Consider the following 15,685-nt stretch of genomic DNA (forward strand, 5'->3'; position numbering starts at 1 on the left):
TTATCACCACGAGCCGAGAATAACGGACTTAGTCTGTTATTATTTGCCTGTCGCTGCCGTCGTCAGTGGCGAACCCCGAGTCGGAAACCCGGAGTTCCCCACTCGGCCGAGCGGTGGATGGGGGATCACCGACTCCGGTCGCGACCGAGCGCTCCGAAACGGTTAGGAGGGCCGCGGGAGACCCTTCGTTGCCATGACTGCCAGCGAAGAGCGGCGTCCGGAGTCGATGCTGTACTTCGAGGACCTGTCCGTCGGCGACGAATTCCCGTTCGGACCCCGCACAGTGACCCGCGAGGAGATCGTCTCGTTCGCGGAGGCGTACGACCCCCGACCGTTCCATCTCGACGACGCGGCAGTCGAGAACTCCGTCTTCGACGGGCTGGTGGCCAGTGGCTGGCACACGGCCGCGCTCTGCACCCGGATGCAGGTCGACGACGTGTTCGACGACATCGCGGCCATGGGGGGGCGCGGCGTGAACGACCTCCGCTGGCCGATCCCCGTCCGGCCCGGGGACACGCTCTCCGGCATGGTGACGGTCGCCGACCGCCGGGTGTCGCACCACGACCACCGGGGCAACGTGGACTTCCGGACGGAGCTGCTGAATCAGGAGGACGAGCCCGTCCTCACGATGGAGAGTCTGGGGATCGTCCGGCGACGGCCGACGACCGACGCGTGAAGCGGCGACCGGCGGCAGGGTGGGACGAAGGCCTCACAGCCGGCCGCGTCCGCAGGGACGACAGCCCGACACGCAGAGCGCGTGGGGCGCCCGCCCGCCACCGGGTGTGCAGGGCGTCCGCCAGCGACCGAACGGGGAGGGCGAACCGTTCCGGCAGAATGTTTATACGACGCGCCGCGAAGGCTACCCCAGACCCATGGGCGTGACAGACGACCTGACGAACCCGGAGGCTATCGACCGGCCATACGAGTACTTCGGTCGGATCAGGGAGACGGACCCGGTGTACCACAACGAGAAGTGGGGCGGGTACATCGTGACGCGGTACGACGACGTCAAGCACTGCCTGGAGGACGACGAGCACCTGTCGCTGAGGGTGCAAGCCGACCGACTGCGGGACGCTCCACACGACATCCCGGAGACGGAGAACATGTTCCCGAAGTGGATCATCTACCTCGACCCGCCCGAGCACACGCGACTCCGGCAGATCATGTCCGACGCGTTCAACCCGGAGATGATACGGGCACAGCGGGCCGAGGCAGAGACCATCACCGAGGGCCTCATCGAGGAGATCAAGGACGACGACCCGGACGAGATCGAACTCATCGACGACTTCGCCTTCCGGCTGCCGGTCCGCATCATCGGCCGCATCATGGGGCTCCCCGAGGAGGACCTCGACCGGGTCGGCGAGTGGTCGAAGAACATCGGGTACACGCTGTTCCACTACTACGGCGTCGAGGACCGCCACCAGAAGACCGAGCAGGCGATCCGGGAGTTCGCCGATTACGTGCGGGGGATCGTCCAGGAGCGCCGGGCGGAGCCTCGCGAGGACCTCATCACGTACCTGCTGGAGGCCGAGACGGACGGGAAGACCCTGACCGAGGACGAGGTGGTGGCCGCGACCGTCCTGTTGCTGTTCGCGGGCCACGAGACGACGACGAAGCTCATCGCCAACGGCACCCTCGAACTGGTCCGGCACCCCGAGCAGATGCGGATGCTCCGCGAGGACCCGTCGATGGCGCCGAAGGCGGTCGAGGAGATCATCCGGTATCACGGCCCCTCGAAGGTGGTCACGCGCGGCGTGGTCGAGGACTTCGAGCTCCGCGGGACCCGCATCGAGGCGGGCCAGCGAGTGCTGTTGAGCCTCGCCGCCGCCAACCGGGACCCACGGAAGTTCGACGACCCCGAGACGTTCGACATCACCCGGAGCACACCGTCACACCTCGGCTTCGGCCACGGCATCCACAGCTGTATCGGGGCGCCGCTGGCACGGCTGGAGACCCGCGTCGCGTTCCCGGCGCTGGTCCAGGCGTTCCCCGAGATGGAGCTGGCGACCGACGAGATCGAGTGGACCCACTCGCCGCTCGTCCGCGGTCCCGAGGAACTGCGCCTGACACTCTGAGCGACCGACCGTGCCGGCGTCCCGCGCCGGAGCCGAGCGTCCGCCAGGTGACGCAGTACAGAACGGAACCCGGCCGGAGCGGCCGGAGTGAGACGGCAGTCCGGGACCGACCAGCAGTGCGAGTCCCGATACTCGCCCGGTGTCCACGCGGTGGTCAGTCCGCCATCGGTCGCTCGAACGTGACCCGTTCGTAGGCTTCCCCCTCCGTCGTGGCGGGGTGGACCGCGGCCAGCAGCACGTCCGTCCGGTCCGAGAAGTAGTCGATGAGTCGCTCCGTCCGCTCCGCGTCGAAGGCGCCGAGCGAGTCCAGCACGAGCACCGGGGACACCTCCCCCACATCGTACGTGACGAAGCCGGCAAGCCCGAGAACGAGACCGATCATCTCACGTTCGCTCTCGGCCAGATGCTCGATCGCGTCGGCCCGAACGCTCCCATCCACCTCGCGGGCGATGACGAGGTCGAAGTTCCCATCGAGCCAGACGCGCTCGATGCGCTCGAACGCCAGTGCCGACAGCAGGTCGTCCATCGCGGCGTTGAAGTTCCCGCGGAGTTCCTCCTCCAGGTTCTCGATCCGGTCGGTGAGCGTGGCGATCTCCTCCTCCAGGGTCTCGATGCGCTCCCGGTTCTCCTCGCGCTCACGTTGCTTCTCCTCGAGCTCGTCGCGCGTCCGTTCGAGCCGGTCGAGCTCCCGGCGGAGCGACCGGATGTCGACCCGGGTGGACTCGAGCTTCTCCGTGACCTCGTCGTCGGCCGCGGTCCGTTCAGCCTCGTGTTCGGCGATCTCGTCGTCGGTCGACTGGAGCTCCGAGCGGAGCTCCTCGAGCCGCGAGCGCTGCTGGTCGAGTGAATCACGCCGCTCCTCCACCTTCTGTTCGAGGTCGCGGCGCCTCCCGGCCAGCTCCTGCCGGCGTGATCGCGCGCGACGGGCTTCCTCGATGCGCTGATCGAGGTCCTCGATCTCCGGCTCGCGCTCGCGGAGCCGCTGTTTGTCCTCCGTGATCAGGTCCTGAAGCTCTTCGACAGTCCCCTCGAAATCCGCCCGCTCGGCCGCCCCTCCACACGCCCAGCAGGTGAACTCATCGCCCGTGAGGCCGGCCTCGTAGCCCATGACGCCCGTGAACTCGGAGTCGAGCATCTCCCGGTTCGCCGTCAGTACCGACTGGAGGATGTCGAGGCGGGCCTCCACGTCCTCGAGCTCGGACCGGATCTCGGCTCGTTCCTGCTTGAGCGCATCGATATCGACCTCGTCGGCCTCGTCGGCCGCCTCGATATCCGTCTCGACCTCCTCGAGTTGCTCCTCCAGCCGGTCGATAGCGTCCTCCAGCCGGCCGATCTGCTCCTGGCAGTCGGCCTTCTGCGACCGAAGGTCGGCACGCTGCTCGCGGAGCTCTGCGAGGTGGTCGTCCTCCTCGTTGGGGGCTGTCGCGGCCTCCCGGCGCGCCTCCAGTTCCTCCAGTTCGGCCTCGAGTTCGGCCTCCCGGTCGCGCTTGCTCTCGAGCTCCTGCTCGTGCTCGGCGAGCCGGTCGTCGACATCGGCCAGCTCCTCGACGCGAGCCTCGAGCTCTCGCTTGTGCTGCATCTTCTGGGCCCGTTCGGCCTCCAGCGCGTCGATGTTCATCGGCTCCTTCAGCAACGGCTCGATCTCCTGCTCCCGCCTGACGGCTGCACGGAGCGGGTTCGTCTCCAGCAGCGCCGCGAACCGCTCGAGAAGCAGCCGTTCGTCCCCCTCTTCGACCCAGGTGTCGCCCCCGGTCCGAACACCCCCCTCCGCACGGTGTGCGGTCCGCTCGACCGTCCGGTCGCCGATCCGGAGCTCCACTCGCGCCTCGTCGGCGCCGCTCCGGATCGGAACACTCGAGCTCCCGAGTGCGAACAGGACACTCTGGAGCAGCGACGTCTTGTTGGTCGCGTTCGGCCCCTGAACCAGCGTCACCCCGTCCTCGAACGTTACTGTCAGATCGTCGATACCACCGATGTTCTCGATATCAAGTGCGATTTCAGTCATGTCGATTCCATTACTCGCAGTCGCATATATATCCCCGTCGTACGGCTCGTTCGACCGGGACGGCGGCATGGCAGGTCTCGCACTCGATCGTCACCGAGACATCGACCGTGAGCTCGCCGCCCTCGAGTTCGCCCTTGTTCGACAGCGACCGAACCGCTTCGGAGACCTTCTGGCTCGCGTATTCACCGGCCATCTCGATGGTCTTGGTCTCCCAGTCCCCCGACTCCGGGGTGTATTCGAGGCCGAGACACTCCTTGAGATGCGTCCGGACGACGGCGTAGGAGACGAAGTCGCGCCGGAGCCGCTCGACGTCGATACCCGCACCCGACAGCCCGGCAGCCACCTCATCGGCGACCGATTCGTCGTCCGAGCGGAGTCGCTCGTACTTCGACTCGGCCTCCTGCCCGAGCGTCGAAAGCCCCGCCCGGTCCATCTCCCGTCGGAGCATGGTGACGTTGAGCCACTCGGCGAGCTGCCGGTACCCCTTCCGTTCGGGGCCTTCGGCCTGCCACTGGTCCACGAGCTGGTCCTCGTAGCGCCCCATGCCACGCTCGGCGAGGACCCGGCAGACCTTGCAGCCGTGTTCGGTCATCAGTCCCGGTTGGCAACTGGGAGGAATAGGTGTGGCGGTCGCCGCGGGTGTCACCGGCAATCGGGACGACGTCAGGAATGCACCGCCAGCTACCTCAGGCGAGTCCGATCTTCTCCTGGTAGGCGCCGTACTGGGCCTCGAAGACCTCCATGATCTCGCCCATCGTCGCGTACGCCTTGACGGCGTCGACGATGTACGGCATCGTGTTCTCGTCGGCTTCGATGGCCTCCTCCAGCGCCTCCAGTCGGTCCTCGACCTCCTCGTCGTCGCGCTCGTCCTTGACCCGCTCCAGGCGGGCGAGCTGGCGGTCCCGGGTCGACTCGTCGACGTGGAGGATATCCAGGTCGGGGTCGTCGTCGATCTGGTACTGGTTCACCCCCACGACCACCTCCTCGCCGGCGTCGACGCGCTGCTGGTACTCGTAGCTCGCCTCCTGGATCTCCCGGTGGAAGTACCCGCGGTCGATGCCCGCCAGCACTCCATCGCGCACGGAACCGTCGCCCATCTCCCGGATCTCCTCGATGTAGGCCATGATCTCCGCCTCCATCTCGTCGGTCAGCTTCTCGATCGCGAACGAGCCACCGAGTGGGTCCACCGTGTCGCCCACACCCGACTCCTCCGCGAGAATCTGCTGCGTTCGCAGGGCAACGCGGACCGCGTCCTCGCTCGGCAGCGCCAGCGCCTCGTCGTAGGAATTGGTGTGGAGACTCTGTGTGCCGCCCAGCACTGCCGCCATCGCCTGCACGGTCGTCCGGACGATGTTGTTCAGCGGCTGCTGGGCCGTCAGTGACTGCCCGGCGGTCTGGGTGTGGAACTTCAGCCGCTTCGAAGCGTCCGCTTCGGCGTCGTACCACTCGTCCATGATGCGCGCATAGACGCGCCGCGAAGCCCGGAACTTCGCCACCTCCTCCAGCATCGAGTTGTGCGAGTTGAAGAAAAAGGACAGCTGTGGGGCGACCTCGTCGACCCCGAGGCCGCGGTCCATCGCGTCCTCGACGTACGCGAAGCCGTCCGCCAGCGTGAACGCCGCCTCCTGGGCCGCGGTGGAGCCGGCCTCCCGGATGTGATACCCACTCACGGAGACGGGGTAGAACTTCGGCGTGTTCTCGACCGCGAACTCGATGGTGTCGGTCACGAGGTCCAGCGACGGTTCGGGCGGGATGACCCACTCCTTCTGCGCGATGAACTCTTTGAGCATGTCGTTCTGCAGCGTCCCGCGGACCTGCTCGCGCGGCACCCCCTGCTGGTCCGCGAGTGCGAGATACATCCCGTAGATGACCGCCGCCGACGGGTTGATGGTGAAACTCGTCGAGACCTCGCCGACGTCGATGCCGTCGAACAGCACCTCCATATCCGCCAGCGTGTCGACCGCGACACCCTCCTTGCCCACCTCGCCCAGACTCATCGGGTCGTCCGAGTCCAGCCCCATCAGCGACGGCATGTCGAACGCCGTCGAGAGGCCCGTCTGCCCCTCGTCGATGAGGTAGTGGAACCGCTCGTTGGTCTCCTCGGCCGTCCCGAAGCCCGCGAACTGGCGCATCGTCCAGGTGCGACCGCGGTACATCGTCGGGTACGGCCCCCGCGTGTACGGCGGCTCGCCCGGGTTGCCCAGGTCCGCCTCGTAATCGAGGTCTTCGACGTCCTCGGGCGTGTACAGCCGGTCGATCTCGTGGTTCGACACCGTCACGAACTCCTCTTTGCGCTCGCCACCACGCTCCAGCCACGGGTCCAGCGTCTCGGACTCCCACTCCTCGCGCGAGTCCCTGATGGATTCGAGGTCCTCCTCGTCGAACATGTGTATCGGTAACGAACAGTACCCGGGTAAAGTATCCTTCTACTCCCACAGCGATTCGACTCACGGGGAAGAGGGATCCAGAGGTCGGCGCCGAAGTCGGGGGGGTGGAGAATGACCGGTACCCTCCACCCGTCCGCTAACGATGGGGGTGGTACCGGTAGACACGAGGGACGTCGTATCTGTTGGTAGCAGGTGCTTGCGCCCTGCGGATAGGTAACTGTCCCCCTAGCGTATAAACTTACTCCCGAACGCCCGGGAGAGGTCCGCTTCGGGATATCGGGAAACGGCCCATCGACGGCTTCAGTCGTTCTCATGAGCCGCCGCGGGCCGAGCACAGAGATCCGGCTGCGTGACCACTTCTTCGACGCACCGCAGAATCGTCCCTCACGGTCCCCCGGCACGGTCACAACAGGACGGTCTTCGAACGGCCGTCGGCAGTCCCCGCGTACGCGGCCGAGGACCGGCTGAGGTGGTGAACACGGACGGAAACGGGAACAGGGAGAGAAGTGACCGTACGAGCCCCGCGACCGACCACACAATTATCAGAAAATGAAATATACTATGAGATAGATATATTGTGGCCATCAACGTAGGCCATGCCTGGAATCCAGAGAAATGTGAATCACCCCAAATACACCACTATTTCATCGGAATTCACAACTAATCAAAACATTTAACAACTATAATACAGGAATCTCCACATATATTCCGACCACTATTGTTCAAAACCGTATGATGGTCGATACACATCTAAAACAAGGAATACATACTATATTATCTATTTTAAAGTCTTTCATCAGCCATAAAAATAATAAATAAGAAATTATATGATAATACCCCACTTCCAATTATATTGTAGAAGCATCCCTCTCAGCCAGTGAATTACTGATTGATATTTGAGTAGTATACTTAACAGTCATTCATATATAATGTCTGATCGAGACGGCCAACGAGACTCACCCGTCTGGGATTCCACAGGGCGCCGGCGAATGGATGATGGGGGTCGACAGATGTGCTCGACTCGGTTACCCGTATGAGGTCCCCCGAGACGGATCCGGAGTTCCAGGTCCGGAGTGAGGAGGTCCTTTCGCGATGGACGAGCGACAGGGGCCTGGTGGGTTAGATCTCCGTCACTCGCTCGTAGTCGTCGGGAAGCGCGGCGGCGTCCTCCGGGAGGAGCGCGACGAGGAGGTACCCCGTGTACTCGCCGAGGTACTCGACGAGCGCGGCGATCCGGTCGGAGTCGATCGCCTCCAGGGAATCGAGGAGGATGAACGGGACAGCCTCGTAGACCTCGTGGGTGAGGTAGCCAGCGAGCGCGAACACGAGCCCGGTCACCTCCCGTTCGCTCTCGGAGAGGTGGCCGACGGTGTCCTGGTAGGTGGTCCCCGACGACGAGGTCCGGACGACGTGGAGTTCGAAGCCCCCCTTGCTGACCTTCCGGCGTCCCTCGCGGACCTCGCGCTCGACGCGCTCGAGCCAGATGCGGTCCAGGTTCGCGTAGTCGAGGATGCCGAGGACGTTCTCCATGTGCTCGTTGAACTGCTCGACTGCGCCCCGCTCGAGCCGCTCGATCTTCGTCCGGAGCGCCTCGATCTCCTCGTTCAGGGCCTCGCGTTCGGCCTCCAGGTCGTCCTGTTCGGCGACGCGAGTCTCGAGCTCCTCGAGTTCGGCGGTCACCTGCTCGAGGTTCGTCTCGAGCCGACCGAGTTCGTACTCCAGCTGGTTCGCCTCCTTGTGTAGGTCGAGGATGGTGTTGTCCTCGTCCGCCTCCAGCTCCTCGATCTCGGCCTCGAGTGCCTCGATGTCCGTCATCAGCTCCTCTCGCCGCTCCTGCAGCCGTTCGACGTTCGCCTCCCCCCGCTCGACCTCGTCGTCGATCTCGGAGCGTCGCCGCTCGATCCGGTCCTGCTCCCGCTGGGCCCGCTCGAACTCCCGCTTCTGTGATGTCAGCTCGTCGATCCGCTCCTCGAGTTCGCTGACCTCGTTGACCTTCGATTGGCTGCGGTCGCGGAGGTGGGCCAGCGTGGACTCGACCTGTTCCGCTTCGACCTGACTGCCACAGGTCCAGCAGGTCAGCTCCTCGTCGTCCAGCAACTGATCGGTGAGGTCACCGTCGGCATCCGCGTCGGCCGTCGGCGCGTCGAAGGCCGTCGACGCACCGTCCTCGAGCATCTCCTCGTTGAACCCGATGACGCTCTGTAGCTCGTTGATCTCCCGCTCGAGCTGCTCTTTCTCCCCCCTGAGTCGTCGGATCTCCGACTCGACCTCCTGGAGCTCACCCATCGGCAGGTCCGGGAGCTCCGCTTCCTCGCCCTCGAGTTCCGAACGCTCCCGTTTCAGCGCCTCGAGGCTCTCGCGCTCGGTCTCGAGGTCGTACCGAACGTCGTCCAGCGTGGAGCGCTTCGCCCGGAGATCATCGAACCGGGACTCCAGCTCGGATTTCCCCTCCCGGGCCTCCTCTACGTCCGCGTCCGCGGTCTCCAGTTCGGCTTCCTTCGCCTCGAGGTCGGCCTTCGTCTCCTCGATCTCGTCCTCCAGCCGTGTCTGCTCTGCCTCCAGGTCCGGGATCTCCTGCTTCAGGGAGTCGATCTCGTCGAGTTCCTCCGTGATGGACTCGCGCTTCCGGACGAGCCGCTGGATCTCCGATTCGATCTCCTCCGTGTCGACCGGCCGCATGATGAGTTCCCGGAGGTCCGCTCCCGTGGCGACGGCGCGGCGTGCCTCGTTCGACTCGAGCAGGAACGCGAACAGATCCGCGACCGTCGGGTCGTCGAGATACGGCTGCCCGTCGGTGACGATGCTGGTCCCCTGGCGGCGCAGTCGCCTGGTGTACGTCTCGCCGCCGAGCGCGAGTTCGACCTCGGCCTCGTCGGCGTCGCCCTTGATGGCGACGTTCTCGCTCCCGAGCGCGGCCGTCACCGCCTGCAGGAACGAGGTCCGATTGGTCGCGTTCCGTCCCACGAGGAGCGTGATACCCCGCGAGAAGGTGACCGACGTATCCTCGATCCCGCCGACGTTCTGGACGTCGACCGTCGCCTCCGAAGACCTGGACAGGTTCTGTCCCATTACGCCCAACTTCTACCCCCACCACATAAGAGCATTGCCCTCGGCGACCGACTCCAATAACAGCCGTACGTTTGTTAACCATCACGTATCGAGGGAGCGCACCTACGAGTTGCAGTCACACCCACCCTCCTCGATGAGCGTGGTGAATGCCTGCTGTGTCCCACAGTCCTCACAGACGACACGGAGATCGACGATGACGCGGAATTGACCGAGCGAAATCCGCCCCGCGGACCGGAGGCTTTGGAGGCGGTCCTCGGCGACAGTGACAAGCCGAGCGCGGAGGCGCTGAACGGTCTCGATCGCTTTCTGACCCCGGTCCACGTCGACAGTCCGGTGTTCTGCGCCGCGCTCGCTCTTGAGATACGTACGGATCGCCTGGTAGGAGGCGAAGTCCGACCTGAGCGACGCTACATCCACCCCTTGCCGTTCCAGCCGGCGTTCGACACGTCTCCGATCCCCGGACCCGACCGTATCGTCGGTCAACAGTTCGTACATGGTTTCGACCTCGCTCTGGACGACCGAGTCGCCGGCGTCGAGGAGCGCCGCTTCGAGTACCTGCTCGTTGAACCGCGTCGCCAGGTCACGGAGGCTCTCTCGTTCGTCCGGGTCCGCCGCTGTCCAGGCCCGCTCCAGCTCGTCACCGAGCCCTTCGAGTTCGTACTCATCGATCACCCGCTCGACCTTGCCCCGTCGTCCAGACCCGTCCGTCCGTATCTCTTCGTTCATACGACCCGACAGGACGCGACCCCAAATGAATCATTCCCCGGAGGGCGGTCGACGGCCCGCTCGGCACCCCGCGATTCCAGGTATCATCGGCCCAGGAGCGGCGGATGTCGACCATGCAGGAGACCCTAACAGAAGTACATATGTTATTTCATACACCGGCGGGAGGCCTCCAGCCGCCCCCGTGCGCGAGTTCGAAGCGACCCGTCCGGTCGGGCAGGGCCACCCAGCAGCCCGGGGCACCCAGTAGCCCGGAGAGGTCGGGCAACGGACGCACCAGGGCTGAAGAGGTCCGGCCAGGGACTGCTCGACCGGTTACGGCACGTCAGCGGGGTCGTTAATGAACAACTACCAGATTCATCGACGGATCGGTTCCGGAGCATCTCATTCCACGCTCGAGTCTCGGTTCGATATTCGCGAACAGCGATGGCCGGCGTCGTCGAGAGCCTATCTCGAGTGGAACGCAGCATCTGTACTGTTATCTCTCCATTCAAAAAATGCCTCGAATATTATCATAAAAATCTTCCTAACATTTTAATACCCTTGCTATAGGTCTTATTCCGTCATCGAACACACCAGAATCCCACCCACGGGGCTTCATTCACGCTCCCGAAGGAGTGTGAGAGTCTCTAGCGGAGTTCGGATGGTACCGGCTTCACCAAACGCTTTAATTGACGTGCGGTCGTTCCGGACCTATGAAACCGACCCGAGCGATAAAGACCGCAGACACGATCTTTGCCATCGTGCAGGAACTGCAGCGCCGGGACGGTGCGGGGGTGACGGAGCTGGCGAACGAGCTGGGACTGGCGAAGAGTACCGTGTACGACCATCTCGCCACGCTCGAACAGGCCGAGTACGTGGTGAAAGAGGGTAGCATCTACCGTCTGGGACTCCGTTTTCTCGACCACGGGACGTACGTCAAGGACCAGTTCGGCATGGAGGAGATCGTCTCGCCCGTGATCGAACAGCTCGCCGAGGAGGTCAACGAGGCGGTCTGGTTCGTGGTCGAGGAGCACGGGCGAGCGGTGTTCCTCTACAGTGCGTTCGGTGAGCGGGCCGTCCAGACACACGCCCGCATCGGTCGGCGGTCGTACCTGCACCACCTCGCAGCGGGGAAGGCGATTCTGGCGATGCTCCCGGAGGAGCGCATCGAGGAGATCCTCTACCGACACGGCCTGCCCGAGCAGACATCGGGGACCATCACGGACCTGGACACGCTGTTCGAGGAGCTCGAGACGATCCGCGAATCGGGCATCGCGTACGAACAGGACGAGACCGTCCCGGGAGTCTCCTCCGTCGCAGCACCGGTCCTCTTCGAGGAGGAGGTCGTCGGAGCGATCATGGTCGTGGGCCCGTCGAGCCGCATCAACGGGGAGCGGCTTCGCGAGTCGCTTCCGGAACTGATTCAGGGGGCGACGAACGAGGTGGAGCTGAAGCTGACCTACGAATGAGTGCTGTTCGATGTCATCGGACGCGGCGGAAACGCCGAATCGACGATTCCGGTCCGACGGATGATCGGACGGACCGTATCAGAGGAACACCGCGAGGAGCAGGGCCGAACGGGGCCGTACAGCCCGTTCGTGACCGTCGTACCCTGCCTGTGAGATCGAGGGACCGAGCGGATGGCTACAGGTCGAAGACCCGCCGGGCGTTCTCGGAGAGCAGTTTCCGCTCGATCTCCGGCCCCAGATTCATATCGGAGACGCTGGACAGCGTCCCCTCGAGGTCCAGTGTCGGATAGCTGGTCCCCCACATCACACTGCTCTTCCCGCGACCGCGGATGAAGTCGACGAACTCCCGCTCCCAGTGCTGGGGTGCGTGTCCCGTCGTCGCGATGGAGACGTTCGGATGTGTCCACGCCAGTGCGATGGCTTCGCTCGTCCAGGGCCACCCGATGTTCGCAGCGACGATCTCCAGGTCGGGGAACTCGAGTGCGATGTCGTCGATGTACTCCGGCCGACCGGGATCGTTCGGCATCCGGACCGCGGTATGGCCGATCTGGATCATCACCGGCACACCGAGTTCGGCACACTTCGCGTAGAAGGGGTAGTACCGCCGATGGTTCGTCTCGAGGTCGAACCCGTGCGGGACGAGATGGGCGCCGACGAAGTCGTGGTCCACCACGTACTCCTCGAGTCGTCGAACCCCCTCCATCCCATCGAACGGATCGATACCCACGAGCCCCCTGAATCGATCGGGAGCCTCGGAGCAGATCTCCGCGACGCTGCGCTCGGAGAGGTGGACGCCGTCTCGTGGCGAGGTGCGCCCATCGAACTTCAGCGCCGGGATGAGTGCCGTATCCACGCCGTGCGTGTCCATCCGGTCGACGAACTCCGCCGGCGTCTGTCCTGCGCCCCGGTACAGCTCGTCGTCGCTGACGAGGTCCGCGATATCGTCGATCGCGGAGTCGGCCATCCGCGTCACGGCATCGTCGGTGAACGGGTTGACCCAGACATCCACGACATCCATCGTACCGTTTGTCAGGTTCATCACTGTCACATGGAATGAGAGGAGGTCACTTGAACCTCGCGCTGTTCGCGCTCGCTGGACCCCCACGCCCCGATACCGGCCGACGTGACGACTGGGTACACAGCCCAACAGTCTATATACTAGGCGTGTCACCACGCAGGACAGATGGCGTACCTAGTGAATATGCCCAAGCTCGAACAGGGCATGCAACAGGGGATACTGATGGAGTGGCTGGTCGACATCGGCGAGTCGGTGAGCGAGGGTGAACCGATCGCGGAGATCGAGTCCGAGAAGACGGTCGCGGAGATCGACGCCCGGGAGGACGGCGTTCTGCGCCAGACGTTCGTCGAAGCGGGCGAGACCGTCTCTCCTGGGACACCGCTCGGCGTCGTCGCCGGGGCCGACGAGTCCATCGACGACCTACTGGCCTCGGTGGACGTGGACACGAGCCCCGACGCCGGCGCGGAGCCGGACGACCCGGAGCCGGCCGTGGCGCCCCAGGGCGGCGGAGAACGCCCACAGGAGACGGGTGGCGGAAGCCAACAGGCAGTAGCGAGCACCAGCGACTCGTCCGGGTCGGCCCCCGAACGGGTGAGCCCGGCGGCCCGACGACGGGCCGAGGAGCTCGGCGTCGATGTCTCGAGCGTCGACGGCACGGGCCCCGAGGGAGCGGTGATCTCCGACGACATCGAACGGCGGGCGGCCGCCGCGGGCGAGGCGACGGTCGACGCGAAACAGCGGGCCGCCGAACTCGGTATCGACCTCGGGTCGGTCGAGGGGACGGGGCCGCGGAACGCCGCGACGGTCGCCGATGTCGAGCGGGCCGCCGGCGACATCCGGGAGCGACGGGAGCTCTCGGGGATGCGCCAGACCATCGCCAGGCGACTGGGGCAGAGTCACCGGGACGCCCCCCACGTCACCGTCCATCGCGACATCGATGTCGAGGAGCTCCTCGAGGCGACCGGCGTCGCCGACCGGTACGCCGACGCGGACATCTCCATGACGGACCTCCTGTTGGTCGCGGTGTCGGCGACCCTCGCCGATCACCCCGAGTTCAACGCCACGTTCGAGGACGGTGTCCATACCCTCCACGAGAGCCACCACATCGGCGTCGCGGTCGATATCGAGGGCGGGCTCGTCACTCCAGTCGTCGAGACCGTCGACTCGCTGGCGCTGGGCGACCTGGCCGAGCGGCGTCGGTCGCTCACCCAGACGGTGCTCGACGGCGAGTTCACGGGTGAAGATATCTCCGGTGGCACGTTCACGGTCTCGAACCTCGGCGTCTTCGGCGTCGAGTCGTTCACCCCGATCATCAACCCGCCAGAGGTGGCGATCCTCGGGGTCGACACCATCTCCGAGAAGCCCGTCCGGGACGGGGACGACGTCGCGTTCCGGAAGCACATGGGGTTCGACCTCTCGTTCGACCATCGGGTCGTCGACGGGGCCGACGCGGCGCGGTTCCTCCAGACGCTCGACGAGTACATCCGCGAGCCCTGGCCGCTCCTCCTGGACCGCGCCTAGATGTGGACCGCCTCGTCGAGCGCGTCCGCCGCTGCCTCCATCACCGCCTCGGAGAGCGTCGGGTGGGCGTGGACGGTCCCGGCGAGTTCGTCGAGCGTGAGTCCGCCCCGCATCGCGACACCGACCTCACCGAGCAGTTCTGCGACCTCCTCACCGACCATCTGACAGCCGAGTATCTCTCCGGTTGCCGCGTCACCGACGAGGCGAACGAACCCGTCCGTCGCGTTCCGGGTGAGCGCCCGCCCGCTCGCCGTGAACGGGAACTCACCGACGACGGGGTTGTACCCCGCATCGATCGCCTCCTGCTCGGTTCGGCCGACGGTGCCGATCTCCGGATCGGTGAACACGACGGCCGGCACGGGCTGTTCGGCGGTTGCCGTGTCCATGCCAGCGATGGTCTCTGCAGCGACGAGCCCCTCGTGGGTCGCCTTGTGGGCCAGCATCGGCTCGCCAGCGACATCACCGACGGCGTAGACGTTCGCGACATCGGTCGCACCACGCTCGTCGGTCTCGATGAACCCCCGCTCGGTCGTCGAGAGCCCGAGGGCATCGAGCCCGAGCCCGTCGGTCACCGGCGCCCGTCCGACCGCGACAAGGGCCCTGTCGCCCTGGTACTCGTTCATCTCGCCGCCCTCGGTCTCCGTGAACACCGTGATGTCGTCCCCGTTCTCCCGCCAGTCGAGTGCCGCCTCGCCGAACCGGAAGGAGACACCAAGCGACCGGAGCTGTTTCACGACCGGTCGCGAGAGGTCATCGTCGTAGGCGGCCAGCGCCTCGTCGAGCATCTCGATGACGGTCACATCGGCGCCGAGCCGGGCGAACACGGTCGACAGCTCCATGCCGATGTAGCCGGCGCCGATGACGAGGAGTCGGTCGGGGACCTCGGAGACTGAGAGCATCCCTCGCGAATCGAGGATCCGCTCGCCGTCGAACTCGAAGTTGGGGACGGTGATGGGCCGGCTGCCGGTCGCGACGATGGCCGCGTCGAAGGAGAGTTCGCGCTCCCCGTCCGGGCCGTCGATGATGCCGGTGGTCTCGTCGACGAACGTGACGTGGCCCTCGCGGATCGAGACCCCGTTGGCTCGACACAGGCCGCCGATCCCGTTCGTGAGCCCGTCGACGACCTCGTCCTTCCAGGCGACCATCGCCTCGGTGTCGGCGCTGGCGGTGGCCTGGATACCCATCCGCTCGGCGTTCCGCATGGCCTCCAGCCGTCCGGTTGCCGTGAGCAGTGCCTTCGAGGGGATACAGCCGTAGTTCAGGCAGGTTCCCCCGACGGCGTCCCGGTCGGCCAGGGTCGTCTCGACCCCGTTCTGTGCGGCCTTGATCGCAGCGGCGTAGCCGCCGGGACCAGCGCCAACGACGAGCAGTTCGGTCTCCTGTCGCTCTCCAGCCATGGCCGAGCGGTATCGGAGGAGAGTAATAAAGAACGGGGG

11 protein-coding genes are annotated in these 15,685 nt (G+C 65.3%); 4 read left to right on the plus strand and 7 right to left on the minus strand.

Annotated features, from left to right (window positions below; translation table 11 throughout):
- Positions 1-193 precede the first annotated feature (193 nt).
- Both P2T62_RS20720 and P2T62_RS20725 read left to right on the plus strand, forming a co-directional pair.
- Positions 194-676 carry a MaoC family dehydratase gene (locus tag P2T62_RS20720; protein ID WP_276258920.1) on the plus strand — a complete coding sequence of 161 codons (483 nt, stop codon included), beginning with the start codon at positions 194-196 and terminating at the stop codon, positions 674-676.
- A gap of 196 nt (positions 677-872) precedes the next feature.
- On the plus strand, positions 873-2,075 hold the full coding sequence (locus P2T62_RS20725; protein WP_276258921.1) for a cytochrome P450: 1,203 nt from the start codon (positions 873-875) through the stop codon (positions 2,073-2,075).
- Between the two features lie 154 nt (positions 2,076-2,229).
- Here P2T62_RS20725 and P2T62_RS20730 read toward each other — a convergent pair whose 3' ends face one another.
- From P2T62_RS20730 to rdfA (P2T62_RS20750), 5 genes are all read right to left on the minus strand, one after another.
- Positions 2,230-4,080 carry an archaea-specific SMC-related protein gene (locus tag P2T62_RS20730; protein WP_276258922.1) on the minus strand — a complete coding sequence of 617 codons (1,851 nt, stop codon included), beginning with the start codon at positions 4,078-4,080 and terminating at the stop codon, positions 2,230-2,232.
- Between the two features lie 10 nt (positions 4,081-4,090).
- Positions 4,091-4,672 carry a rod-determining factor RdfA gene (gene rdfA, locus P2T62_RS20735; RefSeq protein WP_276258923.1) on the minus strand — a complete coding sequence of 194 codons (582 nt, stop codon included), beginning with the start codon at positions 4,670-4,672 and terminating at the stop codon, positions 4,091-4,093.
- A 94-nt stretch (positions 4,673-4,766) separates the two neighbouring features.
- On the minus strand, positions 4,767-6,467 hold the full coding sequence (locus P2T62_RS20740) for a methylmalonyl-CoA mutase family protein (protein WP_276258924.1): 1,701 nt from the start codon (positions 6,465-6,467) through the stop codon (positions 4,767-4,769).
- 1,119 nt (positions 6,468-7,586) lie between these two features.
- Positions 7,587-9,536 carry an archaea-specific SMC-related protein gene (locus tag P2T62_RS20745; protein ID WP_276258925.1) on the minus strand — a complete coding sequence of 650 codons (1,950 nt, stop codon included), beginning with the start codon at positions 9,534-9,536 and terminating at the stop codon, positions 7,587-7,589.
- A 102-nt stretch (positions 9,537-9,638) separates the two neighbouring features.
- Positions 9,639-10,262, minus strand: coding sequence for a rod-determining factor RdfA (gene rdfA, locus P2T62_RS20750; protein WP_276258926.1), 624 nt, complete (start codon positions 10,260-10,262; stop codon positions 9,639-9,641).
- A gap of 692 nt (positions 10,263-10,954) precedes the next feature.
- On the opposite strand from rdfA (P2T62_RS20750), the gene P2T62_RS20755 reads away from it, so the two are divergent.
- Positions 10,955-11,710: an IclR family transcriptional regulator gene (locus P2T62_RS20755; RefSeq protein ID WP_276258927.1), complete on the plus strand. Its 756-nt coding sequence runs from the start codon at positions 10,955-10,957 to the stop codon at positions 11,708-11,710.
- Between the two features lie 175 nt (positions 11,711-11,885).
- Here the strand turns inward: P2T62_RS20755 and P2T62_RS20760 are convergent, their stop codons facing one another.
- The gene (locus tag P2T62_RS20760) at positions 11,886-12,749 is read right to left on the minus strand and encodes an amidohydrolase family protein (RefSeq protein WP_276258928.1); all 864 of its coding nucleotides are present in this window, start codon (positions 12,747-12,749) and stop codon (positions 11,886-11,888) included.
- A 144-nt stretch (positions 12,750-12,893) separates the two neighbouring features.
- Here P2T62_RS20760 and P2T62_RS20765 point away from each other — a divergent pair, with 144 nt between their 5' ends.
- A complete protein-coding gene (locus P2T62_RS20765; protein WP_276258929.1) occupies positions 12,894-14,249 on the plus strand; it encodes a dihydrolipoamide acetyltransferase family protein in 1,356 nt (451 codons plus the stop codon).
- Here the strand turns inward: P2T62_RS20765 and lpdA are convergent.
- Positions 14,246-15,646: a dihydrolipoyl dehydrogenase gene (gene lpdA / locus P2T62_RS20770; RefSeq protein ID WP_276258930.1), complete on the minus strand. Its 1,401-nt coding sequence runs from the start codon at positions 15,644-15,646 to the stop codon at positions 14,246-14,248. The two genes, P2T62_RS20765 and lpdA, sit on opposite strands and share 4 nt — an antisense overlap.
- Positions 15,647-15,685 lie beyond the last annotated feature (39 nt).

The organism is Haloglomus litoreum (assembly GCF_029338515.1).
GTDB lineage: Archaea > Halobacteriota > Halobacteria > Halobacteriales > Haloarculaceae > Haloglomus > Haloglomus litoreum.

Bases quoted from the DNA above. Each gene is read 5' to 3' on its own strand.
- P2T62_RS20720 (WP_276258920.1), top strand. From the start codon at position 194: ATGACTGCCAGCGAAGAGCGGCGTCCGGAGTCGATGCTGTACTTCGAG.
- P2T62_RS20725 (WP_276258921.1), top strand. From the start codon at position 873: ATGGGCGTGACAGACGACCTGACGAACCCGGAGGCTATCGACCGGCCA.
- P2T62_RS20730 (WP_276258922.1), bottom strand. From the start codon at position 4,080: ATGACTGAAATCGCACTTGATATCGAGAACATCGGTGGTATCGACGAT.
- rdfA (WP_276258923.1), bottom strand. From the start codon at position 4,672: ATGACCGAACACGGCTGCAAGGTCTGCCGGGTCCTCGCCGAGCGTGGC.
- P2T62_RS20740 (WP_276258924.1), bottom strand. From the start codon at position 6,467: ATGTTCGACGAGGAGGACCTCGAATCCATCAGGGACTCGCGCGAGGAG.
- P2T62_RS20745 (WP_276258925.1), bottom strand. From the start codon at position 9,536: ATGGGACAGAACCTGTCCAGGTCTTCGGAGGCGACGGTCGACGTCCAG.
- rdfA (WP_276258926.1), bottom strand. From the start codon at position 10,262: ATGAACGAAGAGATACGGACGGACGGGTCTGGACGACGGGGCAAGGTC.
- P2T62_RS20755 (WP_276258927.1), top strand. From the start codon at position 10,955: ATGAAACCGACCCGAGCGATAAAGACCGCAGACACGATCTTTGCCATC.
- P2T62_RS20760 (WP_276258928.1), bottom strand. From the start codon at position 12,749: ATGAACCTGACAAACGGTACGATGGATGTCGTGGATGTCTGGGTCAAC.
- P2T62_RS20765 (WP_276258929.1), top strand. From the start codon at position 12,894: ATGGCGTACCTAGTGAATATGCCCAAGCTCGAACAGGGCATGCAACAG.
- lpdA (WP_276258930.1), bottom strand. From the start codon at position 15,646: ATGGCTGGAGAGCGACAGGAGACCGAACTGCTCGTCGTTGGCGCTGGT.